This window comes from Candidatus Lokiarchaeum ossiferum, from assembly GCA_025839675.1.
GTDB classification, from domain to species: domain Archaea; phylum Asgardarchaeota; class Lokiarchaeia; order Sigyniarchaeales; family Promethearchaeaceae; genus Lokiarchaeum; species Lokiarchaeum ossiferum.
This window is the reverse complement of the sequence record CP104013.1, coordinates 4,226,990-4,252,794: the sequence shown is the minus strand read 5'-3', so window position 1 is coordinate 4,252,794 and position 25,805 is coordinate 4,226,990. Positions and strand designations below refer to the sequence as shown.

22 protein-coding genes are annotated in these 25,805 nt (G+C 35.4%); 15 read left to right on the top strand and 7 right to left on the bottom strand.

From position 1 onward, the window contains the following. Positions 1–38 precede the first annotated feature (38 nt). A complete protein-coding gene (locus NEF87_RS18160) occupies positions 39–998 on the top strand; it encodes a metal-dependent hydrolase (protein WP_371802864.1) in 960 nt (319 codons plus the stop codon). A 109-nt stretch (positions 999–1,107) separates the two neighbouring features. On the opposite strand, the gene NEF87_RS18155 is transcribed toward NEF87_RS18160, so the two are convergent. Then, positions 1,108–2,457 (bottom strand): MFS transporter, encoded by a 1,350-nt coding sequence (locus NEF87_RS18155; protein ID WP_457916944.1) that lies wholly within the window; start codon positions 2,455–2,457, stop codon positions 1,108–1,110. Between the two features lie 147 nt (positions 2,458–2,604). Here NEF87_RS18155 and NEF87_RS18150 point away from each other — a divergent pair, with 147 nt between their 5' ends. The 4 genes from NEF87_RS18150 to NEF87_RS18135 all read left to right on the top strand — a co-directional run bounded on the left by NEF87_RS18150 (position 2,605) and on the right by NEF87_RS18135 (position 8,582). Then, a complete protein-coding gene (locus tag NEF87_RS18150; RefSeq protein WP_371802862.1) occupies positions 2,605–3,273 on the top strand; it encodes a hypothetical protein in 669 nt (222 codons plus the stop codon). Between the two features lie 87 nt (positions 3,274–3,360). Further along, the gene (locus NEF87_RS18145) at positions 3,361–5,712 is read left to right on the top strand and encodes a PAS domain-containing hybrid sensor histidine kinase/response regulator (protein WP_457916943.1); all 2,352 of its coding nucleotides are present in this window, start codon (positions 3,361–3,363) and stop codon (positions 5,710–5,712) included. A 196-nt stretch (positions 5,713–5,908) separates the two neighbouring features. Beyond that, complete coding sequence (locus NEF87_RS18140; RefSeq protein ID WP_371806860.1) at positions 5,909–6,286, top strand: translation initiation factor eIF-1A; 378 nt, start codon at positions 5,909–5,911, stop codon at positions 6,284–6,286. Between the two features lie 343 nt (positions 6,287–6,629). Beyond that, a complete protein-coding gene (locus NEF87_RS18135) occupies positions 6,630–8,582 on the top strand; it encodes a methyl-accepting chemotaxis protein (RefSeq protein WP_457916942.1) in 1,953 nt (650 codons plus the stop codon). A gap of 56 nt (positions 8,583–8,638) precedes the next feature. Here the strand turns inward: NEF87_RS18135 and NEF87_RS18130 are convergent, their stop codons facing one another. Both NEF87_RS18130 and NEF87_RS18125 read right to left on the bottom strand, forming a co-directional pair. After that, complete coding sequence (locus NEF87_RS18130; protein ID WP_371802860.1) at positions 8,639–9,055, bottom strand: type II toxin-antitoxin system VapC family toxin; 417 nt, start codon at positions 9,053–9,055, stop codon at positions 8,639–8,641. A gap of 11 nt (positions 9,056–9,066) precedes the next feature. After that, positions 9,067–10,320, bottom strand: a complete 1,254-nt coding sequence (locus tag NEF87_RS18125) for a GTP-binding protein (protein WP_457916941.1) — start codon at positions 10,318–10,320, stop codon at positions 9,067–9,069. A 289-nt stretch (positions 10,321–10,609) separates the two neighbouring features. Between NEF87_RS18125 and NEF87_RS18120 the strand changes: the two genes are divergently transcribed. After that, positions 10,610–11,338 (top strand): fumarylacetoacetate hydrolase family protein, encoded by a 729-nt coding sequence (locus NEF87_RS18120; protein WP_457916940.1) that lies wholly within the window; start codon positions 10,610–10,612, stop codon positions 11,336–11,338. Positions 11,339–11,395: 57 nt separating this feature from the next. Here the strand turns inward: NEF87_RS18120 and NEF87_RS18115 are convergent, their stop codons facing one another. Beyond that, positions 11,396–11,872 (bottom strand): flavodoxin family protein, encoded by a 477-nt coding sequence (locus tag NEF87_RS18115; protein ID WP_457916939.1) that lies wholly within the window; start codon positions 11,870–11,872, stop codon positions 11,396–11,398. A 101-nt stretch (positions 11,873–11,973) separates the two neighbouring features. Here NEF87_RS18115 and NEF87_RS18110 point away from each other — a divergent pair, with 101 nt between their 5' ends. Further along, positions 11,974–14,742, top strand: coding sequence for a hypothetical protein (locus NEF87_RS18110; RefSeq protein WP_457916938.1), 2,769 nt, complete (start codon positions 11,974–11,976; stop codon positions 14,740–14,742). 80 nt (positions 14,743–14,822) lie between these two features. Here NEF87_RS18110 and NEF87_RS18105 read toward each other — a convergent pair whose 3' ends face one another. Both NEF87_RS18105 and NEF87_RS18100 read right to left on the bottom strand, forming a co-directional pair. Beyond that, positions 14,823–15,854: a DUF2804 domain-containing protein gene (locus NEF87_RS18105; protein ID WP_457916937.1), complete on the bottom strand. Its 1,032-nt coding sequence runs from the start codon at positions 15,852–15,854 to the stop codon at positions 14,823–14,825. Positions 15,855–15,996: 142 nt separating this feature from the next. After that, entirely contained in the window at positions 15,997–16,485 is a 489-nt protein-coding gene (locus NEF87_RS18100) for a hypothetical protein (RefSeq protein ID WP_457916936.1), read from the bottom strand. Between the two features lie 350 nt (positions 16,486–16,835). Here NEF87_RS18100 and NEF87_RS18095 point away from each other — a divergent pair, with 350 nt between their 5' ends. Next, positions 16,836–18,200 carry a hypothetical protein gene (locus tag NEF87_RS18095; protein ID WP_457916935.1) on the top strand — a complete coding sequence of 455 codons (1,365 nt, stop codon included), beginning with the start codon at positions 16,836–16,838 and terminating at the stop codon, positions 18,198–18,200. A gap of 24 nt (positions 18,201–18,224) precedes the next feature. Here NEF87_RS18095 and NEF87_RS18090 read toward each other — a convergent pair whose 3' ends face one another. Next, positions 18,225–19,337 carry a DUF354 domain-containing protein gene (locus NEF87_RS18090; protein WP_457916934.1) on the bottom strand — a complete coding sequence of 371 codons (1,113 nt, stop codon included), beginning with the start codon at positions 19,335–19,337 and terminating at the stop codon, positions 18,225–18,227. Between the two features lie 91 nt (positions 19,338–19,428). Here NEF87_RS18090 and NEF87_RS18085 point away from each other — a divergent pair, with 91 nt between their 5' ends. The 7 genes from NEF87_RS18085 to NEF87_RS18055 all read left to right on the top strand — a co-directional run bounded on the left by NEF87_RS18085 (position 19,429) and on the right by NEF87_RS18055 (position 25,804). Next, a complete protein-coding gene (locus NEF87_RS18085; protein WP_371802848.1) occupies positions 19,429–20,076 on the top strand; it encodes a DapH/DapD/GlmU-related protein in 648 nt (215 codons plus the stop codon). A gap of 5 nt (positions 20,077–20,081) precedes the next feature. Beyond that, positions 20,082–20,492 carry a MaoC family dehydratase gene (locus tag NEF87_RS18080; RefSeq protein ID WP_371802847.1) on the top strand — a complete coding sequence of 137 codons (411 nt, stop codon included), beginning with the start codon at positions 20,082–20,084 and terminating at the stop codon, positions 20,490–20,492. A gap of 90 nt (positions 20,493–20,582) precedes the next feature. Continuing rightward, positions 20,583–20,822, top strand: a complete 240-nt coding sequence (locus tag NEF87_RS18075; RefSeq protein ID WP_371802846.1) for an acyl carrier protein — start codon at positions 20,583–20,585, stop codon at positions 20,820–20,822. Next, positions 20,819–22,339 carry a class I adenylate-forming enzyme family protein gene (locus NEF87_RS18070; RefSeq protein ID WP_457916933.1) on the top strand — a complete coding sequence of 507 codons (1,521 nt, stop codon included), beginning with the start codon at positions 20,819–20,821 and terminating at the stop codon, positions 22,337–22,339. Before NEF87_RS18075 ends, NEF87_RS18070 begins: the two co-directional genes overlap by 4 nt. Further along, entirely contained in the window at positions 22,336–23,418 is a 1,083-nt protein-coding gene (locus tag NEF87_RS18065; protein ID WP_457916932.1) for an iron-containing alcohol dehydrogenase, read from the top strand. Before NEF87_RS18070 ends, NEF87_RS18065 begins: the two co-directional genes overlap by 4 nt. Next, positions 23,397–24,518, top strand: coding sequence for a LuxE/PaaK family acyltransferase (locus NEF87_RS18060; RefSeq protein WP_457916931.1), 1,122 nt, complete (start codon positions 23,397–23,399; stop codon positions 24,516–24,518). Before NEF87_RS18065 ends, NEF87_RS18060 begins: the two co-directional genes overlap by 22 nt. Continuing rightward, complete coding sequence (locus NEF87_RS18055) at positions 24,518–25,804, top strand: acyl-CoA reductase (RefSeq protein ID WP_457916930.1); 1,287 nt, start codon at positions 24,518–24,520, stop codon at positions 25,802–25,804. Before NEF87_RS18060 ends, NEF87_RS18055 begins: the two co-directional genes overlap by 1 nt. The last annotated feature ends 1 nt before the right edge of the window (position 25,805 follow it).

Genomic DNA, 25,805 nt, shown 5'->3' with positions numbered 1-25,805 from the left:
TTTTTTATTACTAGATACAATAATCACACTGATAATTAATGGATCTATTCACACATGCTGTTGTTGCAGCACTACTCTACGGAACCTTCGGAGGTGATGTTATGTCAGAATATTATCTCTTCGGCATACTATTTGCAATCCTACCAGATTTTGACCTTTTTCTGACCCCTTTGAAGAAAATCTTTAAAGCAGATTATTTGGAACATCGAGGAGGTTCCCACTCATATATAATTGGTTTGGGAGTTGCATTAATCGGTAGTATTATTTTTTCTGTGGTATTTTCCAAATCCTTTTTCTTGACGTGGATACTCGGAAGTTTGTTCTATGGATTACACATAAGCATGGATCTACTGACCACAACATTGATCCCCATTTTCTATCCCATTTCAAAGAAAGAATACAGTTTTTATGTAGAAAAAGCAGGGAGCATGTTCACGATGGTATCTTCAGTTATTATAGCAAGTATAGGTTTTATTGTCTATCAATTCACAAGTATCGACCTATTTCGATTATACAATGGTATTTCATTACTTCTATTTATTGGATATTATGGGTATCGCAGTATCCTTAGAAGAAAAATAACTTCCAAATTAGTAGACACTCAAAAATATTTCCCCGGAGTTCTTCCACATCACTATTATGTGTATAACTTCCATCTTTCTGATAAAAATATTGAACTCAATTTAGAAAAAGGAACTCGATCTTCCTCCCGTTTGATATATTTGGAAGAAAAATGGGATTTTACACCCCAAGAGATGAAATTTTATGAAGAGGCACTCCATAGATGTAATGACGATTATTATAGGAAAAAATGGACTAAGATCCCTAAGATTGTACGGGACGGCGATTCGTTCCAGATCAGATTTTCGTTTTTAGAAACTATGATGAATGGTAGATCCATGGCTCGAATATACCATTTTAATCTAAAAACAGAGAAATTATTTAAGATTTCTCAAAATTATGAGAGAATATATTCTAAACCATCCACTTCACTCTGAATAAGCATCTTTCAAATTATATATTGAATCGAACTGTCAAAATTTCAATAAATTTAACCCATTAATAAAATCAAAACTAAGAAAAAAGGGAGCAAAAGGTTTTGGAAAATTATTGAGATTCTATGGGTTTATCTTCTAATATTTGACTAGAAACGAATACTGGAGCGTCATCATCACTTTTTTCTACTTTATGTGATTTTAAGTCCAACTTATCCAACTCTCTGAGATTACTGAAGAAATATAATAGTAGAACAAACCCAATAGCAATTAGAGAACTCACAATATAGAGAGGTACAACACCAATTAGATCGGCCAGTGGTCCAGATGCAACATATCCAAGAAGCATTGTTGCAGAATTAACTGTGCTGAAAATACCAAAGATTCGACCCATTTTTTCACGAGGAACTGTTGTTTGCATGATGGTGACTAAGAGGGTTTGAAACATTGGTAATAGGAATGTAACAATGAAACCTCCAACGCTCATCCAATAAAAATTACCCTCTGGAGTGAAAGCCATGAATATTATTCCAGAAAAAACAGCAATTACACTAATTACCATAACAAGAGCTTTCTTTTTCCATTCTTTTTTAAGGGAAGACACAAGAGCCCCTAAAATTAATCCAACTTGAAATACGACACTTAAAATCGCCATATTCACTTCATTTCCTCCATGTATCACATTAACAAAGAAAGTGCTCAGGACGTTAAAGGGACTTAAAAATAGGTTAGTACAAGCAACCAGAATGAACATTGCAGATAAACCTTTCACACTTTCGATAGCATGAATTCCTTCCATCAATTCCCCTTTAAATGATGTTTTGATAGATTGTTCGGTTTCGAGTTGTTCAGAAATTACTTTTGGATTTTTTGGGATCGTTATCATTAGGAGTGTTGTAATAGCGATACCAAATGTGATAATATCAACCCAAAGAATTGAATGGATCGGAAGAAACGACATAAGGAGTACTGCAATAATGGGACAAAGCATGTCAATAATTGATCGGACCAGCTGATTCATTCCATTGATACGTGATAATTTAGATTTAGGAACCATGGTTGAGGCAACAGCATTTGTAGCAGGATCATGGAAAGTTTGAAAGATAGCACGAATTCCATTGAAGCTTAATACTAACCAAATAGCAATATTTTGAATCAATATTAATAGAATTAGAGTTAATGTTGTTAAGGCTTGAAGTCCGTCAGCAATTGCTACTACTTTTTTTCTATCAAATTTATCTGCAATTACGCCCGCAAAGGAACTTAAGAGGACTCTTGGAAGAATAGTGATAAACATTCCTATTGAAAGAATCGTTGCACTTTGAGAAGTCTCTGTTAACCACCAAATTAAAGCAAATTGCACAATTTCTGAGCCTAGATATGAAAGACGTTGACCTGCCCAAAAAATCAGGTAGTGATGATAATTTTTTATAGTCGGTTGTTTATAATCTCGTGTTTCCATAACAAATCACAACTTACATTTTTGAGCATATATTCCATTTTGAAATATATGTCAATATGAAAATAATATAATTATGGATTTTTAAATGTTTTGAAATCTATACCAAATAGGATTTAATTTAAATAGGTTTAATTTATCTATTAACTAATGAAGGCTAAACCAGTTTCATTAAATGATTTAATTGATGATGAAACAGAATTCTCCATTCTCATCACCCTCTATACTTTCAGATCCTTGAACTTAATGCAACTTTCTGGATTATTAGATATTCCCGAAAGCACTTTATTACGAAAGATGAAAGATTTAATTAGAGTTAAAACAATTGTACTCGATAACCAAGCAACTATCGAAAAGCGTGGAAAATATTATTGCCTTTCAGATTATATTCAAAAATTGATTGATTCCCAAGATTTTGAATCTATAAAATTTAAGCAAGAGAATTGGATTGAGGCTCAAAAAAAAATTCACTTGGCAGCTAACGCGGTGGTGGGTATTTCAAGTATCAATCACCAATTAGCAAAAATTTCAGCCAAATTCATGCAAACAATGCCAGAGAAAACTTCCAAAAATATCGGTCAAGAAGCTGTGTTTACCTCTTCGCATACAATCTTGAATTTTAAATCAAAAGAAGAAATTAAGGAATTCAAACAACTACACGAAAATTTCCTTAAACAAATTGAAAAATTTGAACATCTAGAAAATAATCAAACTCATTATAAACATACTTTTCATTCATTCGCGTGCCCTGTTGGATTCTTGACTTCTAATGAATTTATTAAGAAGCTTGGAAATAATCAAAGAAAAAAACAAAAGTGACTATATAGCAGCATAACATTCTAACAGATCAATTTTAAAACAACAAAAATAAATTTTTAGGTTGAAAGGAACTACAATTATTAGATTATGGAACTTGAGGATAAAAAACAACACATACTGCAACTACTCAGTTCCCTAAAGAAAGAAGAGCAAAAATCACTATTAAAAGAAATCAAGCAAAATTTGCACCAAAATAATGAAGAAAAGAATTTTATTTTTGATATTTCAGATTTGAAGCTAATTTTGGACAAGTTTCCATTTCCTATTGTTCTTTCGGATATTCAAGATAATAATTTATATGTAAATTCCCTTTTTGAAGAAAAAACGGGATATAATCTACAAGATATTGCAACCAGAGCAGATTGGGAACGCAGAGCATATCCTAACGAACAAAAACGGGAGAAATTGAAACTAAAATTGAAAAAAACTGAAAATGGACTCACTACACCACATTTTAATTTTTTCACTGGGAAATCTGGTCAAATTCTCCATTTCTTTTTTCAATCTATCCCCATTACAGACCAATTAACCATAACTATTTGCGAAGATGCTTCAGATAAATATCATTCAGATGATTATCTCAAAAAAACTAAAGAACGATTTCAAGAAATAGCCGAATTTTTTCCATTCCCCATCGTTGTTACTGATGAGAAGGGGAAATTTAAATATGTTAATCCCATATTTACTCAAGATTTAGGATACACAATTGAAGATTTTCCAGATAATAGAGCATGGTCGTTACAAGTATATCCAGATATTGAATATCGCAATCAAATTCTCCTTGAAACGCGACAGCCAGGATATGATCCATATGGCGCTCATGAACGAATTATTACATGCAAAAATGGGGAAAAAAAAACTATGATTTTTCAAAATATCTCCATTGGGAAAGAGGATTTTACTTTTTTACAAGATATCACAGCTCAACGCAAAATCGAAAAAGAAGCTCAAAAACAAGAACTTGCTTATCGAGAGATTGTTGAAAACTCCCGAGATATGATATTTCTAGTTGATTCAAATATTTTAATGCAAAAAATCAATCCCGTTGTCACAGAATTGTTAGGTTTCACAGAAGAGGAGGTAATCAATCATCCTGCTTTTGAATTTATTGTTGAAGATTTCCATTCATTAGTTAAGCAAAATATCCAAGCCAAACAAGAAAAAAAACAAGACAGAACTCTTTATGAATTGGATCTAAAAAAGAAAAATGGTGGTACCATATCTGTTGAAGTTATGTCACGGTTAATTTATCGTGAAAATAAATTTTCTGGAATATTAGTTATTGCCCGTGATATCGGTTATCGAAAGATGATTACTGAAGAGCGATTTCGCCAACAAAGAATCGAATCCATTGGTTTACTCGCTGGAGGACTAGCCCATGACTTCAATAATATATTGGTTTCAATTCTTGGCAACATAGATTTGCTACAAATTGAAAACACGAATTTCACGCCTGATCAAAAAGAAATCTTTCATGATTTAGAATCCGCCACCTTACATGCCCGAGATCTAGCAAAACAGCTTCTTACTTTTTCTAAAGGAGGGGCACCAATCTTAAAACTCGAATCTATTGAACAATTAATTCGTGATTCTGCTAATTTTGTGCTCAGAGGATCAAATTGCAAATGTGTGTTTGATTTTCAATCTAACTTACCTACCACAGAATTTGATTTCGGACAGATGAATCAAGTTTTCAATAATCTAATAATTAATGCCAGACAGTCCATGCCGAAAGGAGGAACTATAAACATAACGGTGAAAAAGGAACATATATCGGCAAAATCACTGATTCCCTTAAAGAAAGGAGAATACATTAAAATTCAAATTCAAGATCACGGAATTGGGATCCCGAAGGAATACCAGCACAAAATTTTCAACCCTTACTTTACAACCAAGCCCGAAGGCAATGGTTTAGGTCTTACTATGAGTTATTCAATCATAAAGAAACATGCTGGACACATTACATTTCGCTCGGAAAAAAATTATGGAACTATTTTTGACATATACCTTCCTATAACAAAAGATAAGAAGATAATATCAACAAGTCCCTCAATTTCCAAAAAAATTAACGGCCGCATTTTAGTACTTGATGACGATCCCAAGATACACAAATTCTTACAGCGAGTATTTAGCAAATTCGGTTATGATATGGAATCTTGCTATGATGGTGCGGAAATTATTGGGATTTTAAACCAAAATCATGCAATTGGGAAAGAATTTGATCTAGTTTTTATGGATCTCACAATTCCTGGAGGTATTGGAGGTAAAATTGCGGTTCAACAAGTTCATGAAATCTATCCAGAACTTAAAGTGATTGTATTCAGTGGATATTCGACAGATCCTATTCTTGCCCAACATAAAGATTATGGTTTTTGCGACTATCTTGTTAAACCATTCACCTTGCAACAATTGAAAGAAAAATGTGAAAAATGGATCTAACCTCCTATTTCCTCTTTTGTGCTGATTAGGAACATAAATATATTTGCCAGATCTTATCATTCTTGAAGATTAGTGACTTTTTTCTAAATTTTCTAATAAACATATATTTGCAAGGGCAATTTTTTGGATTACTATTGACATCTCCCAAATCCAAAAAATAATAAGTTATCGTTAATTAAATGACTTATGCTAATCAATCAACGGGGTCGGGCTTATTCCTAAAAATAGAAGAAGAAATCAAGCCGATGCTACACCTAAGCGCCCAAGAATTCCCAATTATAGAAATGAAGAAATATTGGGAGTCGTGACGGAAATATATGGTGGTGAACATATGTCCGTGAAGGGAGAAGACGGTACACTCTATATGGGGCTTATTCGGGGTAAAATCAAAAAACGAATGTGGACACGCGTTGGCGATTTAGTCATTTTAAGTCCGTGGTACTTTGAAACGGAAAAAGAAGGTAAAAAGCGCAAAGCCCACATCATTTGGCGATATACTCGTACCCAATCCACATGGCTTCAAAATCATAATTACATTAAGAAAAATTTCTTAGAAGACATGCAAAATATCTAAACCTTTTTTTTAAACTTCATTTTTAGCCAAGAAAAATATTTCTCTTCGTCATGGATTGTATTAATTCTTAGACACTTCACAATCCTATTAAAAACATCATTTTTGAAAAAAGTGGATTTCTATTTACAAATATTTCTCAGAATTTACATATAAGAGGTTCATTAGACTGGAAGACCTAATATAATTTTTATTTCAGATTAAATCGATTTTGGGCTTTAAATTCAATATAAATGTAATTTTGGGTGTAACCCTTCCAAAAATATATGAAATGATGCAAAACCCTTACAATCAATTCAATTGAAATAGTTTGAAATCGAATGAAAAGAACTTAGAGGAAAAAAATATGGCAAATGAAAATAAAAATCTTGAAACAATCAATAAAGCCGTGAAAAGGTTACGGAATACTCTTTTCTTACTCGTAATATTAGGGGTCTCAAATATCACCTTTATGATAATAATTCAAGCCCAAAATACAAAACTCATAGATAATGAGGTTGAAATTGCAGACCACTCGATGGAGATTCAAATCAGTTTACTAAATGCATATGAAATATCTTTTGATTATTTTCTGGATACTGATAATAGAATCGCATTGAAGGAAGAAATCAATTCATTTATTGCAGATGCAGCGAATTTGTTTGATAGTTACTTGTTATTGAACATGCCAAACGATATTTTGGAATTAGTAGTTGAAAGTAAGACAGAATTTGACGAATTTGAATCTCAAGTATTAGTATGCTATACGGTAGCAGAAAATGATTCAACTTTAGCAGAATTCTTGGTTCCCTATGGTGAGTTAGATGTGCACATGGAATCAATCACTGAAGTACTCAAAGGTATAGAACGATATGTTGAAGATGTTTCAACTCCCCAATTAATTCTAATTAATACTATCATTTTTTGGGTAGCGATAATTTCAACGATAGCTATTATTGCATCCATCATTGTAGTTAACATTCAAAGTTCAAAATTAACTCAGAATTCGGCGTTAGGCATGGAAACAATACTTGTTGAAGTGAGTGAACAATCTGAAATGAATACAACCATTGTAAACGGGACATCTTCACCAATAATAATTACAGATTCAGATTATACTATTAAAAATGTTGGTCAATCAATGTTAGATTTTACCCAATTTTCGAAAGATACCTACATTGGGAAGTCTATTAATTCGATTTTCAAGGAAGGAAGAAAGGGGGAAGATTTTCTAAGTCAACTTCAACACAATGGGGAAGCGAAAGATGTTGAATTTGAATTAAAAAGTGGTCGGAATGAACATATTATTGTTCAAATCACAGTTAAACCTTTAATTGATTCTTCTGGTAAAAATTTGGGAGCAATTGGAACGATAGTTGATGTGACCAATATTAAGAATTTAATTAAAGAGGTCGCAAAAATTGCAGAAGAGGTTTCAAGTATGGCAAATCAAATTGCTCAATCCAGTAATCAAATAAATCTATCTGTTCAAGAAGTAACAGGAGGAACACAGGAAGTTGCTAAAGGTGCTCAACATCAAACACAATCTGTCAATCAAATTTCTAATGCAGTCCTTAAAGTTCAAGGAGTCAGTCAAGAAATTGTAAAAAATTCTGCAGATCTTGCGGAAGTTGGTTCCCAAGGTCAAGCTATGGCACAAAAGGGAAAAAATCTTACCGAGGACTTGGTCACTCAAATCACTGAAATAACTAAAGGAGCAGATAAAGTAGCAAAAACAATGGGATCCCTTGAAATAAAAAGTAAAGAGATCAATAAAATTGTTGATGCTATTGCTGGAATAGCAACAGAAACGAATTTACTTGCGTTAAATGCTGCAATCGAAGCAGCTCGAGCAGGTGATGCAGGCAAAGGATTTGCAGTTGTTGCAGAACAGGTCAGAAAGTTAGCAGAAGACTCCAAACAAGCCGCGGATCAGATTAACGACTTAATCAAAGCAATCCAAGTTGAAGTAGGGGATGCAGTCTCTGCAACAAATGACACGGTGAACTCTATTGAAAAAGGGGATGTGGCTTTAAATGGAACCAAAGTTCAATTAGATGCTTTGTTTAATGTAATAAATCAAACAAATGAAGGAATTAAGCAAACAATTGATTCAGTATCATCTCAAGATGGGGATATTAATGAAATTGTTAATAGCGTTGAAAAAATCAATGTTGTGATCGAACAAAGCTCGGGTACTGCAGAAGAATTGTCATCCTCAACTGAAGAAATGGCTTCAACGCTTGAAGAAATGAGTGCTGCTGCTGAAGAATTAAATAGCACAGCTGAAAGACTATTTACTGAAATTCAGAAATTATAAGTGTAAATATCTAATTTTACCTCTTTTTTTTATACATATTTTTGAATAACAAACACTTATTCAACATCTAAAAATTTTTCTTGACGCAAGAAAACAGTTTTTATTTCTTGTTGATGACATTTTTCCCGTAATTCTTTATCATTCGTACAGAGATAAACTTCACCCCCAAGTTCTTGGAATTCAAGGGCCACTTCTAACAGCAAATCATCAACTATTTGATCAGATGTGCGTTCTTTCTTTATTAGGCGATAAGATTGTCGCGTAAGTAATTGACGGGCCATTAAATATTGTCGTTTCAATTTTGTTTTTTGAGAGAACCGAGTAATTTTATATTCGATTTCAGAAAATATAGCTGACACTAATATAATTTCCCAAGGTTTCGGAATTAAGCGCTCGAATTCAGAATATATATCAACTTTGAACTGAGCGGGAATTAAGATAAAATTAGCATCTAAAAAAAGGTAAATGACCACCAGAGACCCTTCTATACAGAGAAAAAGCTATTAAGGCGTTCATCTTCTTCCTTTTTCTTCCGTTCTGCTTCTTTCTTCTTTTCTTCTTCAGTAGGTTGAGAAAAACTAAAGGGTGAAGGATCAGCGGGTTTTGGAGCAGTAAAAGGAGTTGGCTCAACAGGTTTTGGGGCACTAAAAGGTGCAGAGTTCTCTGGTTTAGGAGCACTAGGTGCGCTGAAAGGCGCTGGACTTGGAATTGAAGGTGCAGGAGTTGGCTCAACGGGTTTTGGGGCACTAAAAGGCGCAGGGCTTTCTGATTTAGGAGCACTAGGTGCGCTGAAAGGTGCTGGACTTGGTGTCGAAGGTGCACTGAAAGGTGCAGGAGTTGGCTCAACAGGTTTCGGAGCACTAAAAGGCGCAGGGCTCTCTGATTTAGGAGCACTAGGTGCGCTGAAAGGTGCTGGACTTGGAGTCGAAGGTGCACTGAAAGGTGCAGAACCCTCTGATTTAGGAACAACAGGTGCGCTGAAAGGCGCTGGACTTGGAGTCGAAGGTGCACTGAAAGGTGCAGGAGTTGGCTCAACAGGTTTTGGTGCACTAAAAGGCGCAGGGTTCTCCGATTTAGGGGGTGAAGGTGCACTGAAAGGGGCTGGACTTGGAGTCGAAGGAGTTATTTGATCTCCACCAGGTAAATTTGTTCCAGGAGCAGGAGTAACTACACCGCTTAAATCTTCAGCAGGTAATGGCACTCCATTCATTTCTAAAATTTTGCGAGAGATGGCTTTGAAAGCATCCTTTACACCAGTTCCATCTTTACTGGAAATCTTCATATGTCCAAACATTTGTAAGGGTTCCAAGAATTCGTGGGCATAATCATCTGCGACCGTGATATCTTCAACCCTATCCAATTTGGTTCCGACAAACAAAATAGGTAAATTTTTATCGTGTTTTCGCACAATATTCACCCATTCTTCTAGTCCATCTAGAGTTCGTAATCGGGTTAAATCATATAATAAGAGGGCACCACGTGCACCAGCCACGTATGAATCCAACATGAAGCGAAATCGCTCCTGGCCACCAAAATCCCAAAGTTGAAGCGTCGTGTTGAGGGAGTCATCTGATCCTTCATTGCCAAGTGTAAAATTCAATAAGTGAAACTCGACGCCGATGGTCATAGCTGTGTTCTGAACAAATTTACCCGTCACGGCACGATTTAAGAGAGTAGTTTTTCCTACTCCACCTTGGCCAGCCACCAGAATCTTGAAAACATATTTCTTCTTTACCATGTGTTGGATTCATTCCTTGTCGATCAAAAAAAGGTTTCCTAATATTATTCATATTTGGAGTTTATTAAAAATTTAGATTTTTGGGGATGACATTTTAACAAAGTTCACAAATATGTGTACGGAAAGATTTTGGTAATTTTTGACCGATGCTTGCAGATATAATTTAGATTGATGAGTTAAAAATAATTCGGAAAAGGGCGAGAGTAGAATGATTTTTAAGAGAATTAACAAAGAATTAATAAGTTTCATTTTTATTCTATTTTTTAACGAGATTACATTATAAAGAGGTATGGTAACACTTCCTATTTATAAAAAAAAAGAACGTTATAAAATTCATCCGAGTAAAATCATCGCTTTGGGTTTGAATTACCTGGAACATATCAAAGAAAGTCAGGAAATTGCATTGAATTTAGATATTGATCCAGAGAAAGCAAAAAATACTCTACCTACAGAACCTCATATATTTCCAAAAACTCCAAATGTTTTAATTGGCCCGGATGAACCAGTTGTTATTCCAAAAATAGCCTATCAATACAATTTTGAGACAGTACGGACGGATCTTGAAGCGGAACTTGCAATTATAATTAAGGATAGATGTAAAAATGTCCCTAAAAACGAAGCAATGAAGCATATTTTGGGATTCACTTGTATGAATGATGTGAGTCAGCGAAATATTCAAAAATCGGATAAAACAGGATGGTTTAGGGGAAAAAGTTTTGATACTTTTGGACCAATTGGACCTCAAGTAGTATTAATGGAGGATATCGGAGATCCCCAAAATTTAAGAATTCAAAGTCGTTTAAATGGAAATCTATGCCAAGATTCTAACACACGATTTATGATTTTCGACATTCCCTCCATTATTGAATATGTTTCATGCAATTTTACATTGGAAGAAGGAGATATCATAATAACCGGAACCCCCAAAGGAGTGGCAGCCTTAAAAGAAGGGGATATCATGGAAATTGAAATTGAAAACATCGGGATACTCAAGAATCCGGTGAAAATGGAATTATAGTAAAGGTTTGAAAAAGGAGACACACCCATTTTTTTTATTTAATTTATTGGATTCGTTTCAATTCTTCTTTTCCAGACTATTTCGAAGATTCTGGGCAAAAATTTCCGCATTCTTCAGGTCTATAGCATTTGGTCTATTTTTATTCATACCACCGAAGAACTTTAAGAAGCTATTGGTGTTAAATCCTTTACAACTAAACTCATCCAGAATCACAAATCCTTTTCTTTCTAACACACTTTTCAACTGCTGGTGATCTGACATCATTTTTTCTTTTCCAACTAAGGCTGCTGTTGAAAAAATGAAAGCGTTTAGATTTGGAATTTCGGGCAAATTTTTCACAAATTCAAGCAGAATTGAGTGATGCTTGGCACTATAGATTCCCGACCCAAACCCAATAAGATCATATGTTCGAACTATTTCGGGAGTTAAATTTTTAGGTGCTTTTACATCAGCATCCAACACTTTTCCCATTATATGTGCGATTTTCTCTGTATTCTTATGATGATAGGAATAGATTACAATCAGTGTTTTCATTTTCTTGTATCCTTATATTCTACCTTGTCAGAGTGCTTTTTTTCATATTAATCTTCTCCATGAACCCAAGAAAATATTAACAAAGTTTCGATGTTATATATATGAAAAAAAGTAAGGAATTTCAAAGGAAGGGTCATCTTAAGAAAATATTGATCTTCCTATTCCTATGCGGGCTTCTTCAGGGAAGTACATCTAAAATTACAGACGATACGGAAGAAACCCTTCAAATCAAAGACCTAATTGTTGATGAATCGCTGAAAGCCGTAATTCTAAACAATATGCAACTATATTCACATAGAAAAATAGATCAAACACCTCAAGTTAACGCTCCCCCCCACCAAACGGAGGATGTAAATACCTCGTATATTATCGTGACCACCAATGCGATTGAAACAAATAGTGCGGAATTGCAAGATTTTGTAAAATATAAACAATATTTAGGGTTCAATGTAGAAGTTATTACAGAAGACGATTATGGATATTTTTTTGGTCAAGATCGCGCTCACGCCATCCGTACATGGTTGAAAAACCAACAAACACCTAAAAATATAGAATATGTGCTGTTGATTGGCGATCCAGATGATGGAGGGGATGTACCCATGTTAAAAGTCTGGCCACGTTCGGGAACAGGTTCCGATGAATTTACTTTCACAGACTACTATTATGCTGACCTATCTGGAAATTGGGATTCCGATTCAGATGGATTTTACGGCGAATATGAAGATACTGAGGTAGATTTTCAAACAGAAGTTTTTGCAGGACGTATTCCCGTTTATGATGAGGATTACTCTACACTGGATGAAATTTTATTCCGAATTCGATCCCATCACAACCAAACTTACGAGGGAAAAAACAACATCCTGTTACCGATGGCAATTTCCAATTATGAAAATGAAGATAATCAAGGATATGAGAGAACAGACGGATTAAATCTACCAGAAGAACTCTATACAAATGTGTTAGCAGGATTAGGTATGAATGATACCGTGTTGTATGAAGGAGCCGGATTGGATCCTGTCCTCCCAAGTGCATTTCATTATACAAACAATTTAAACGCTTCAAATTTTGAAACATATTTCAACTATGATCAAGGGGCCGTTTTATGGTGGGGTCATGGCAGTGATTCTGGAGTTTATCGCAAATATTGGTCTGCTGACGATGGAGATGGGGTTCCAGAAGATAATGCGAGTGAAATGGATTGGGAACCTTTTGTAAGTTCTTCTTCTGTCGGAAACCTCGAAACAGATGTCCCAGCATTCATTTATCAATCTTCTTGTAATAATGGGAACCCAGAAAACTCGAATAATTTAGGATATGCATTATTAAAACAAGGTGCAGCCATTAGTACGGTGTCCGCAGCCCAAGTAAGCTGGTACGGTGTAGGAGAATGGGAAGCAGATATGTGGGATTATGTCTCCGACAATACAGGATTAGGCTATAAATACATGGATAACTTACTACGACTTAATCTTCCCGCGGGAGATGCTCTTTTCGAGTCCAAATACAATGGAGGAGATCTCTGGGGCGCAGAAAGTTGGATGAATAAAATGGAATTTAATTTATATGGAGATCCGCAATTGGATTATTGGGGTTCCTTAAAATCAACCGCTACAAACCCATTCCCAGCATTTAATAGCACAGAAATATCATCATCAGCACAATTAATGGTATACGTGGATGATCCAGATTCAGATACACTCACTGTATCATTTTTCAATGCAAAAGATGATTCACTCATTGGAACCCAGTTTGGAGTTTCAAGTGGGGATGTCGCAGCAGTTGAGTGGAGTGAACTACTAAATGATACTACTTATGAATGGTATACAGTTACTGGTGACGGACAATCCTATAATATATCAAACACCTGGAATTTCACAACATTCCAAGAACCGGGAGCCCCCACATGGGATCCCGCACCACTCAATCAATTTATCGAATTCGGCTATGATTGGTATTATGATCTCAATGCTACAGATCCCTCGGGGATTGATTGTTATACCATTAACGATACAACCCATTTTCACATTGACTCTGAAACAGGCAATTTAACAACAGTTGGCATCCTTCCAATTGGAACCTATCCTCTTGAAATAATGGTTAATGACACCTTAGGTAATGAGAACTTTTTTGAAATTATGATACAGGTCCAAGAACCGGGAGCCCCCACATGGAACCCTCTACCTATTAATCAATTTATTGAATTTGGTCAAGACTGGTATTATGATCTCAATGCAACGGATCCCTCGGGGATTGATTGTTATACCATTAACGATACAATCCATTTTTACATCAACTCTGAAACAGGGAATTTAACAACAGTTGGTCTCCTTCCGATTGGAACCTATCCTCTTGAAATTAGGGTTAATGACACCCTAGGAAATGAAATGAATCATAATTTGTCATTCTCTGTCCGAGACACAACTTCCCCCACTTGGAATCAACCCCCTTCAGACCAAATTTTAACGGAAGGGAATGCCTTAAACATCCAAGTTATAGCAACAGATTTGTCTAATATTACTTATTCGATAAATGCAACTTCAGAATTTGTAATTAATGATGAAGGAATCATCCAAAATATTACCGAATTAACAAAGAGCTTCTATTGGATAAAAATCTCAGTAGTGGATCAATACGGGAATGGACTACACACAATAGTAAAGATCACAATTGAGTTTCTGAATACAACTACTAGTGAGGATGCTAGCAGGAGTACTAGCGAGGGTACCAGTGAAACGACTTCAGAGGGAGATTCTCCCAACAATTGGATCACCTATTTACAACCGACAGATACGAACACCCAACTCGGAATTATTGGAGGTATCGGAGGATTAATTGTTGTAATATTAATTATGGCCAAAAAAAAGTCCTAATTTTTTTGATCTTCATTTTTCCCTTAATTATATTTATCTCTTCGTCAATTTTTGAGGAGTGAGAGGAGGTAAATATCACTTCACCAATAATTGACCACGGATTCTGCGGATCCAAATAATTTATCTTCTGGTCGAATAATTAGTTTCTGACCCCCATCCAAAATGACTTCTCCAGTAAAGAATCCATAGACTTTCAAACATTTTGTTTTTAATAAAATCAAATTCATCCCCTCATGATCTACCTGAATTGGAGTTAAAGTGAGGTTAACTCGATTATCATGACTGGAAAAATTCCATGGTTGTAATGGATCTTCGTTATTCCAAGAATATTCCACCGAATCAAGATGATGGCCTTGATAATCATAAAAAAGCATATTTTTACTGGATTCTAATCCAAAACCATAATCAATATTAAGACCAAAAGGAACCCCATTAACTTTTCCGGAAGCGGTACTCCAACACCATTCAACATGATAGGGAAAAATAGCTCGAGACCAATCCAGACAGCCGAAGGAGTGATTTTCTTCTGAAAACAAATATTTTTGTCCTGCCACCAGAACTTCTCCAGTAGGAATCATACAATTTGCTTTTTGAACATACACAAACTGATTTTTCTTCTTAAAAGGGATCACATTAACCATGGTATCCATTTTTTTAGGTCGAGATAAGAAAATATGTCCTGAAATTCCAGAATTATTACGGAACTTAGGAAAAGTAAAGTTGAACTCCCGTTGTTCTGCAGAATAGTCCCATTTACATTCCCATAATGAGTTGCCTTTTTTGAAAAGTATATCACCTTTTTCCGACGAGGAGGGAAGATTCAATGAACCTTTACTAAACCAAATGGTTTCTGAAACTTCCTCGGATATATGTGTAATAAAATCCATCCATTTCACTATCACCTTCGCCATATAACCGATATCATAAATCAAGAGAACAATCCCGAACTCCGGATTTATTATTTCATAGTAATCCCATTCTTTGATTCTAAATTGATGACCACGAATTTGGTTCCGATCATAATTAAGTAAGAGCTGTTTTGCCCATCCAGACTGTTTCAAATTTCCGCGATGATCTAATAATTCCGAAGGTGATGTGATTTGTTTTTGCATAAAAGTTACCTGAATGAATGATAAATACGGTAAATTAAGATTAGTTTTTGAGATTAATAAAAATTCAAAATTGTCATTAAGAATTCAAAGGGAAAAAAAGTGAAAAAACACCAAGCAATCAAAAAATTTGAACTTATTGCATCTATTGCACAATTTTATTCCCACAAAAGCTACAGTAAACAAAGCCATTTTCCCTTAAAGCTTGTTGACTGCTTGAATCCAGTTCAATATCACAAGATGAACATGAAATTTTGGCTTTGATAGGAGCAACTGCTATAGGTTTGTATGTAGAATTATTTTGGGAATAACTATGATTTTGACTAGGGGGATGATTGGTCGATTGATAAGTCTGAGCATACCCATTTGATTGTGATGAATTAGGGTACGCACCATAGGTCGATCTCCGTTCTGAATAATCATTAGAAGAATTATTTCTCGCTACACTGGAGATAATAGAAATAATTATGATCAAGATGAAGATTGGAAAGATAAATCCAAGAGCAGTTCCGCTGCCAGAAACAAATACAATGAAGAAAACAAGGGGAAATAATAATCCCAATGGAGATCCGCGGTGGCGACGATGGCGATGGTGTCTGTGATGGTAGTGATGATGCATATTATTGTGAATCATGGTTTACTCTAAATAATAATAGTGTACACGGGTCTATAATTTGAAATCCAAAACAATCACATGAAACCATATGGAAATCGTCATTCCATATGAAAAAATTACTTACTTACAAACACTAAGAAACACTTATAAAAGATTTTAATAAAAACAATTTCAAGATCAAACTCAAAATGGATATGAAAATGAGGAATTGTGTAATTTGATAAAAGAAAGAATCATTTATGACGTGGCTTCGAGGTAAATCTATAATTTAGACATTGTATAGGGATAGTATAGAGTGGGGTACCTTTTGTGCCAAACAGATTTTTAAGGGGGAAGGGTATGTTAAAAGTAGTTAGGTGAGATATGTAATGAACACTTTTGACACTTTAAGTTTTACATGGATTGATTATCTACTGATTACATTAATTGGAGGCATTATCTTCACCATCACGTATTTAATTTACCCTCCACTAATCAAATGGCTGAAAGAAAAAGGGTATGTGGGATATGATATACACAAAATCGGTCGTCCAGCAACTGCAGAATCTGGGGGATTAGGCTTAACGATCGGAATTTTGATTGGATCAATTTTGGCATTCATTTTTTTCTCCAAACTCTGGGCAGAGATATTAACTTTCGATATTACAATTATTATTGCAGCGATAATCGGATGGTATGATGATCGTCATCAATTAGGTTCTTTAAAAAAAATAGTATTGATGTTCATTACTGGAATACCATTATTCATTGCGAATTTATTAACGAAAGTTGACATCGAAAACCCAACCTTACCGATATTGGGGCAACTTCGCTTAAATATTATTTATCCTCTGATGGTTCCTTTCATAATCATGATTTTAACAAATACTGTTAATATGTTAGAAGGATATAATGGAGAAGGATCTGGAACAACATCCATCGCACTTTTGGTTATGGTAATTGCAGCCATTATTTTAAAATCTGGGGAAGGGCTATTATTTGGGATTATTTCATTTGCTGCAGTCTTCGCATTTTTCCTATTTAATAAATATCCAGCAAAAGCATTTCCAGGAGATATAGGCACATTAGTAATTGGAGCCGCAATTGGAGCAGTGGGAGTTATGGGATCAATTGAAGTTGTAATGGTCATTGTCATGTTACCGCAAGTATTCAATAGTTTTTATGTGATTACATCCGAAAAGGGATTCAGAGAAAGCCACTCTGTCTCAGTTCAAGATATTTGGATCGACAAGGACGAGTTAATCCACGCATCTGACGAAATTGGAGCTGCTTTAACATTACCACGTTTGATTGTGGTCACAGGAGCTTTAAACGAAAAGGAACTTGTCAATCATTTCATGGCTCTTTCATTAGTATCAGGGTTCTTAGCTTTAATAAGCACGCAATTCTTAATTCCATTAGAAGAGATAAATTGGATTGTTTGCACTACAATAGGGATACTTAGTGTAATTGGATACATTTTTGTTATTCGTCGTTATCGCAGAATTTTGATGTTATCAGTAGTTATGGGAACCTTATTGGGTATTGCTTTAATATTCTTAATAATAATTAATCAATTTATTTTTGATATAACCTATTTAGTGAATTGGTTAATTGGAGGAGTGATTGGTTTAATTATATTAGCAATTTGGTATGGGGTGACTTTAATATATTTTAAAAGAACCTTAAAAAAACAAAAAATGAAGCCTGGCTATATCAGTATAGCTGAAAGAAAGCAAAATGAACAAGAATAACAATAAAAAATCTTTTTTTAAGAATTATTTTTCAATGTTTGTGAGTTTTTCCACTACATAATTATAACATATCTGATTCGGATCCTCAAAATCCATAATGCGTTTTTTAAACGCGTCGGTAAACCGATCTTTACCCGGACCTTTTTGAATTAACTCAATACAACGAGAAATAATTTGATCAGTTTCCCGCAAATGTTCCATTGGAAATCCATTTTCTATTAACCAAATTTCTTGGGGTGCTGATTCTCCCGGAAAATATTCGATACTAGGTACATTCAACATTGCGGATTCTCTTACGATTGTTCCACCACCGCTAACAACGATAGAAGCATAGAAACATAAATCAACAATATTTGGGAGGTACCGGGTTATTCGAATTTTTTCATTGGGTAAATACTCTTTTAATTGTTCTTTCAACCATCGTTCCTGACCTTCAGTGCGAACTAACAAGAAATAAGTTTGATCTGGGCATGCTTTAAACATTTTTGGAAAATATTTGGCAATGAAGGTTTCATCAGGTTGCAGTTTATCAACAAAATAACAAGCAAATGTGGGTTCACTTCTCATCAAAACAAATTTCCCAGGTTCAACATTAAATTTATTTAATATATCTGGATTTGGTTGATAATGTCTTAACCATGCAACTTCATCGATCCCATTATATCGTATTATGCGATCATTAGTTGCATGTAAAGCGTTGTATTGTTCAATAGGAATGCAATCTGGTGTAATTAACATTCCAATATAGGGGAAGTATAATTTTGAAACATGAACACTCCTAGGTTCATCACTGAATCCAATAGAAGGAATTTGTAAACCGTAAGCAATGCGAGTCCCTTCAACAGAACCAAAAGTGACTAAGAAATCAGGGTTTTCTTTGGTAATAATCGGAAATAGATCTGCAAGGCGATCGATATAAGTTTTCAATTTTTCTTGAATATCAGCCCCACCGTGTTTCCCAACTTTGATATATTTAATACCTACATCATCCATGATTTTATGAGTAGAATCAAAATCACGGGCGGTGATTAATAATTCTGCTCCTGCATCAAGAAATTTCTGAAAGAGTGATTTGAACATAATTCCAGTCTTTGGTTCTTCAACGTCAATCCAAATTTTTTTTCCTTGTAATTTCATTTTCTTAACTCCTAAGTAGGTAGACTAACCCGTAATAGAATCTAAAATTTTCCAATAAAAATTTATATCCAACGAGGGTTATGAGTTACTTATGTCTGAAGAAAAACATTCGTATACTGTGCAAGCCAATGTTATTTTAAATAAACAACCCATTTTTGGAGTAAATTCTATATTCGCTGGAAAAGAAAAAGAATATCCAGAAACAGAAATCGGAGAGGGCACAATTATTTGCTCGAATTCAATTATTTATGCTGGTTCAAAAATTGGAAAACGCGTTTTTATTGGAGATGGGGCATCGATTCGCGAAGGATGCACAATTGAAGACGAGGTGATGATAGGAAGGAATGCAATTGTAGAATGTAATACAATTATTCGGAAAAAAAGCGTGATTCAGACTCGAGCACTAATAACTGCAGATGTTATTATTGGTGAAGGCTGTTTTATAGGTCCAGATGTTTGTACTATGAATGACCGATATATGGGTATGGTAGATATTCCAATGGAAGGTCCCACTTTTGAGGATGGATGTCGAGTTGGTGGGAATTGTTCAATTTTTCCAGGTGTAACTATTGGAAAGAATGCAGTAATTTCCGCAGGATCGGTTATAGATAAAAATGTTCCACCGGAAGAAGTTTGGCGCGGAAATCCTGCAAAATGTGTCATGAAAAGAAAATGGCTCGACAAGATGATGAAAGCAAAAGAAATTCAATTAAATAAAAAAAATAATAAGAAAAACTGATTTCAATGGAATTGACAATTGGAAAACAATGTGAAATATCCAAAACTATTACAACTGAAGATATTGATGCTTTTATGAATTTGAGTGGAGATAGAAATCCAATTCATCACGATATCGAATTTGCAAAACGTACATTTTTTAGAAGACCTATTGCCCATGGATTGATTTCAGCTTCATTGATCTCAACCGGACTTACCAAATTAATGGGTTCAGGAAACTTATGGCTCTCTCAAAATTTAAAATTTGAAAAACCAGTCTACGTGGGAGATACAGTAGTAGCACACTTGAAAATATTGGAGATTGATTCCAGCAAAAAGTGTAAAATTGAAACAATAATTACAAATCAAAAGGGGAAAGAAGTTATCACAGGCTTTGCAGAATCAATGCTCATGCATGTCAGAAAACCAAAGCAATAAATATTTTTTCGTCTAAATTAGAAAATAAAGATTTTCATTAAATAATTGAAGAGAAATTTTTTAAAAAAATCGAGTATTAATGCTTTTAATATGAGTCAAGCGGAAGTTTTAATCACAATGCTAATGGAAGTATTTAATATTAGCCGCGACGAAATTGAGGATGATGCGACCCCCGATGATATTGAAAGTTGGACCTCGGTATCCCATATGGATTTAATGGCACGGTTTGAAGACACCTTCGGTTTAGAATTAGATGTAGAAGAAATCACCGAAATGGATTCCATTGGGGCGATTAAAGATGCTCTTAAAAACCATGGTATTGAAATATGAACCTCACACACTACATATTAGAACAAGCACAACGGTTAGAAACAAAAACGGCTATTTTTCAGGGTGAAAACACCCTATCCTTTTCTGAATTAAATTCACATGTACTAAAATTGATCTCCAAAATAGATAATTTATCCTTAGAACCTGAAGCAAAAATAATGATTGTGGCGGACAACTCACCTTTCTTCATTATTTCATATCTTGCAATCATAGGAAGTGGGCGGGTTGCCGTTCCGATCCATCATCAATTTGGAGAAAGTAATTTTAAATACGTCATTGAAAGCTGTAATATTAAATGTTTCTTCTTGCAAAAGAAATATATCAAAAAACTTGCCAAATTCAATCTTCCCTTAGAACTCATTTTAACTGATCAAGATGTGGAAGGATATGAAAATATTTTCACTCTAACTACCACAGAAGGAACAATATACCCGATAAATAATCCAAAACAGCGGCTTGCGATCCTTATTTTTACATCCGGATCTACCGGCACACCGAAGGGGGTTATGCAAACCCACCAAAATATCATGGTAAATTCGAATTCTATTATTGAATACTTAGGATTACAAGAATCCGATCGGGTAATGGCAGTTCTTCCCTTTTCCTATTGTTTTGGCACATCATTGCTACACACCCATTTGAGAGTAGGTGGATCGGTGGTATTGAATAACCATTTCATGTTCCCCGGAAAAGTGCTGAAGGAAATTAATCAAAAAGAGTGTACCGTATTTGCAGGAGTTCCGAGTACCTATCAAATTTTACTAAGGCGATCGGCATTAAAACAAATGAAATTTCCAACCCTACGCATTGCGCAACAAGCGGGAGGAAAATTAGCCAATGCCTTTATTCAAGAATTACGCCAGGCGCTACCTACCACAGAAATATTTATTATGTATGGACAAACAGAAGCTACAGCCCGGTTATCATATCTTCCTCCAAGTTTATTGGATAAAAAACTCGGTTCAATTGGAAAGGGTATCCCAAACACCACTCTCTCGGTAGTTAATAAAAATGGACAACCGATCAAACCTGGAGAAATTGGAGAATTAGTTGCATCCGGAGAAAATATTACATTAGGGTATTGGCAAGATCCTGAAACTACCGCTAAATCCTTTAGAAATGGCAAGTTATATACAGGGGACATAGGCACGATTGATGAAGAAGGATTCATTTTCCTAACTGATCGAGAAAAGAATATTCTTAAAGTGGGAGGTTTCCGTGTTAGCCCTAAAGAAGTGGAAGATTATATTGCCCAACTTGATGAAGTCGTTGAAGTAGGGATCATCGGAATTCCAGACGATATTTTGGGGGAAGCGATGAAAGCGTATGTTTCCTTAAAAGGCGAAACGAAGCTCGACGCAGATCAAATTACAACTTATTGCAAGGCTCACTTCCCGAATCATAAAATTCCCAAAGAATATGAGTTTCTCCCTAGCTTACCAAAAAACAATTCAAATAAATTAGATAAAGTCAAACTAAAACAAATGGATAAAAAAACCCGAGGATCTTCAGAATGATAAAGAAAAAATTAATGGTAAAACGCATTTTAAATACACCCGAAGTGTATTATAAGAAAGGAGCAATAGCTTGCTTAAAAAGTATTGAAGCAACCAATTTATTACTTATGGTTGCCCGCCCCGTTCATGAATCAGAATATTTTGCAAAAGTAGAGAAATATACAAAGGAAAAAACAACATTGATTGAATCTATTGATATAATCAATCAGGATCAAATCATTCAACTTAGAGAAAAATATGCCAGTACGAAATTAGATGCAATTGTGGCAATCGGAGGCGGTTCAACCCTAGATCCCGCAAAAATCCTAAGAATTTTATTGTCTCATCCCGAATTGTCCTTTGAAGATTTAAAAACAAATCAATTTATCACCGACAATCACATAAAACTAGTTGCAATACCTACGACTCCAGGTACAGGTTCGGAAACAACTTCTGTGGCAGTTATTTATGATGCTCACGGACACAAATTTCCTTTTACCAATCAAGGGTTTATGCCTGATATGGCCATCTTAGATCATGCATTTCTTACCACATTACCTGTGGATTTACTTCATGTTTTTGGAGCGGACATCTTTTCCCACGCTGCTGAAGGCACTCTTTCAATGATGAGCACTCCCATTATGAAAAGTATCAGTTCAAGCAGTCTTGACTTATTGCAACTAGGATTCGCTCAATTACATGAAAATCCAACAGATGTTAAAGCACTCGGAAATATTATGTATTCAGGATATCTCGCAGGGATTGTCCAAGGCAATGCCTATGTTGGAGTCGGACATGCATTAGCTCATTCATTAGAACAGCAAATTAAAATTTCTCATGGAGCAGCAATTCTTTGGGTATTTAAAAATGTTTTAGGATGGTATCAAAAACAAACAGACAAACCAATTTACCAAGAATATCTTGATAGTTGGTCCTCTTTAGGATTTGAGGATTATTCATCAACAATTGATCCCCAAGCAATAGATGTTGATCAATGGGCCACGGCAACAATGCAAGATCCATCCATCTCCACATCACCCATCCGATTTAAACAAGAACAAGTTATTGAGTTGATTCAATGGATCCTTCAACACAAGTAAAAGAACTCATCGCTCAAGTCCAATTCCAGCTCCCCCACCAGGAGAAAGAACCTCTCCTCTTGGAGATCCTTCGATCTCAAATCGTCCACAACATGGAAGTTTCTCCTGAATTACAGAAGTTTTATTCTTCCCTAGGAAAGCAGCCGGATCATTATACCGCTCTCGTAGATATTCCACCCTTACCTGTGTCTATGTTCAAACATTTTGATTTAAAAACATGTCCTGTGGAAGAAATCATTCGAACTATGCATTCTAGCGGAACAACGACCAGCACCCCCAGCAAGATCTACATCAATAAAGAAACTTCGTTCCGCCAATCACGAGGTTTGATGGCAACCCTCAAAAATTATTTAGGAGGAAAGCGTCGCCCTGTATTGATTTTAGATACGGAAAACGTGAATAAGGCTGGAGCATCCACCCTTACGGCTCGTGGTGCGGCCATCAGAGGAATTGCAGGGAATTTTGGACGTACAAAAGTTTATGTGATGGATGAAATTGAAGGGGAACTTTATATCAATGTTGAGAGATTAACGCAATTTTGTGACGAATTTGCGGGTCAGGAAATTTTAGTCTCTGGTTTTACCTATATTGTTTGGAGTAGATTCATTCAACAAATGCAAGAAGCAAAAAAAACCCTCGATTTTCCGAATATGAAATTGGTTCATAGTGGTGGGTGGAAGAAACTTACTGCTCAAGCAGTTACTAAAGATCAATTTTCACAAACCGTAGCGAAGATATTTGGGACAAGCTCTGCAAATATCATTGATTTTTATGGAATGGTTGAACAATTAGGGGTGGTGTTTCTGGATTGCGAAGCGGGACATAAACATATCCCCGATTTTGCCGAAGTAATTATTCGGGATATCTATACCATGCAGGAACAACCCATCGGATCCCCCGGTTTAATTGAAATTCTCAATATTATTCCAAGTAGCTATCCCGGTCAAGCGATTATTACCGAAGATGTGGGTGAATTAATAGGAATTGATGATTGCCCATGCGGTCGGAAGGGAAAATATTTCGAATTTCGATCCCGGGTTGAAAAAACTGAAACCCGTGGATGCGGCGATACCTTCGCGGAAAAACGAGGCGATAAATAATGATTAACATTGCGTTATTCGGAGGGGAAATCTTCTATCCCCAATATAAATCTGTGGAATCCCTTCGACCCCTTCTCTCTCAAATTCAAGAAGGCGCTCGAATTCTCAAATCAATACCAAAAGTAGCAATTTTGGACATTTTCCATGAATATAGTAAGAATTTAATTAAATCACCCAAAGTGAATCAGGTTGAAGGCGTAGCCTTCTTATCCAGCTGGCTTAAACGCAATAACTTTTCTCAAATTGTTAACAAAAATTTCCAAACTATGGATTATCTTGACCACTTTGTTGGGGAAAAAAAGCGCTTGAAAGCTCAACCCCGTGGATTAGCTTGCCACTGGATTGCCGGTAATGTTCCTACTTTGGGATTATTCTCCCTTTTTCAATCAATTTTTGTGGGTAATGCAAATCTCTTGCGAATCCCCCCTAAAAGTCATTCCACCATGATTACCCTTCTTGATGTGTTTAACGACACACAATCAGAATCGGGCTGGAGTGGTCATGATTTATTGAAATCAGTTGGGATCCTCTATTATGATCGGGTAAATCACAAAGCAAATCAAGAATTTTCGGATATTGCAGACATTCGCATTGTATGGGGAGGAGGTTCAGCAGTAAAAGCGATTACGGGGCTTCCTAAAAATGCACATTGTGAAGATATTATCTTTGGACCAAAGTATTCCTTCGCGGTTTTTGATAAAGACATGTTAGCATCGGATCAGCTTAAACGTCAACTTCGATTCCTGGTAAGTGATGTTTTCTTATTTGATCAGGCAGCATGTACCTCTCCTCATGTGGTCTTTTTTGAGCGAGGAACACTTCCTTTTGAAGAACTCGTCTCTCAATTACAAGATGCATTTAAACGAGCCGCCCGTCAATTTCCAAAAATCGATGCTGATCCGTATATATCCAGCAAAATTATTAATATTCGAGCTCAATATGCTTTAGATCTTCAGAAAAAAGTAATTTGTCCTATTGAAAATGACTGGACAATATTAATCAATTCAAATATTCAATTAGAGGATCCGGTCGAGTCGAGAACTATCTTTCTCAAAGAAGTGGATTCGGTTATGGAAGCCTTACCACTAATTACCAAAAAGATTCAGACGATTGGGTGTGCCATTAGCGATAAAGAAAAATTGGTTGCTTTTGCAGATGAAGCCACTTTTAAAGGAGTATCCCGCTGTGTGAATTTAGGGCAAATGCATCTATTCGATTCTCCCTGGGATGGAATGCTATTTATGTCTCGATTAGTGAATTGGACCACTTTATACTATGGAAAGTAAG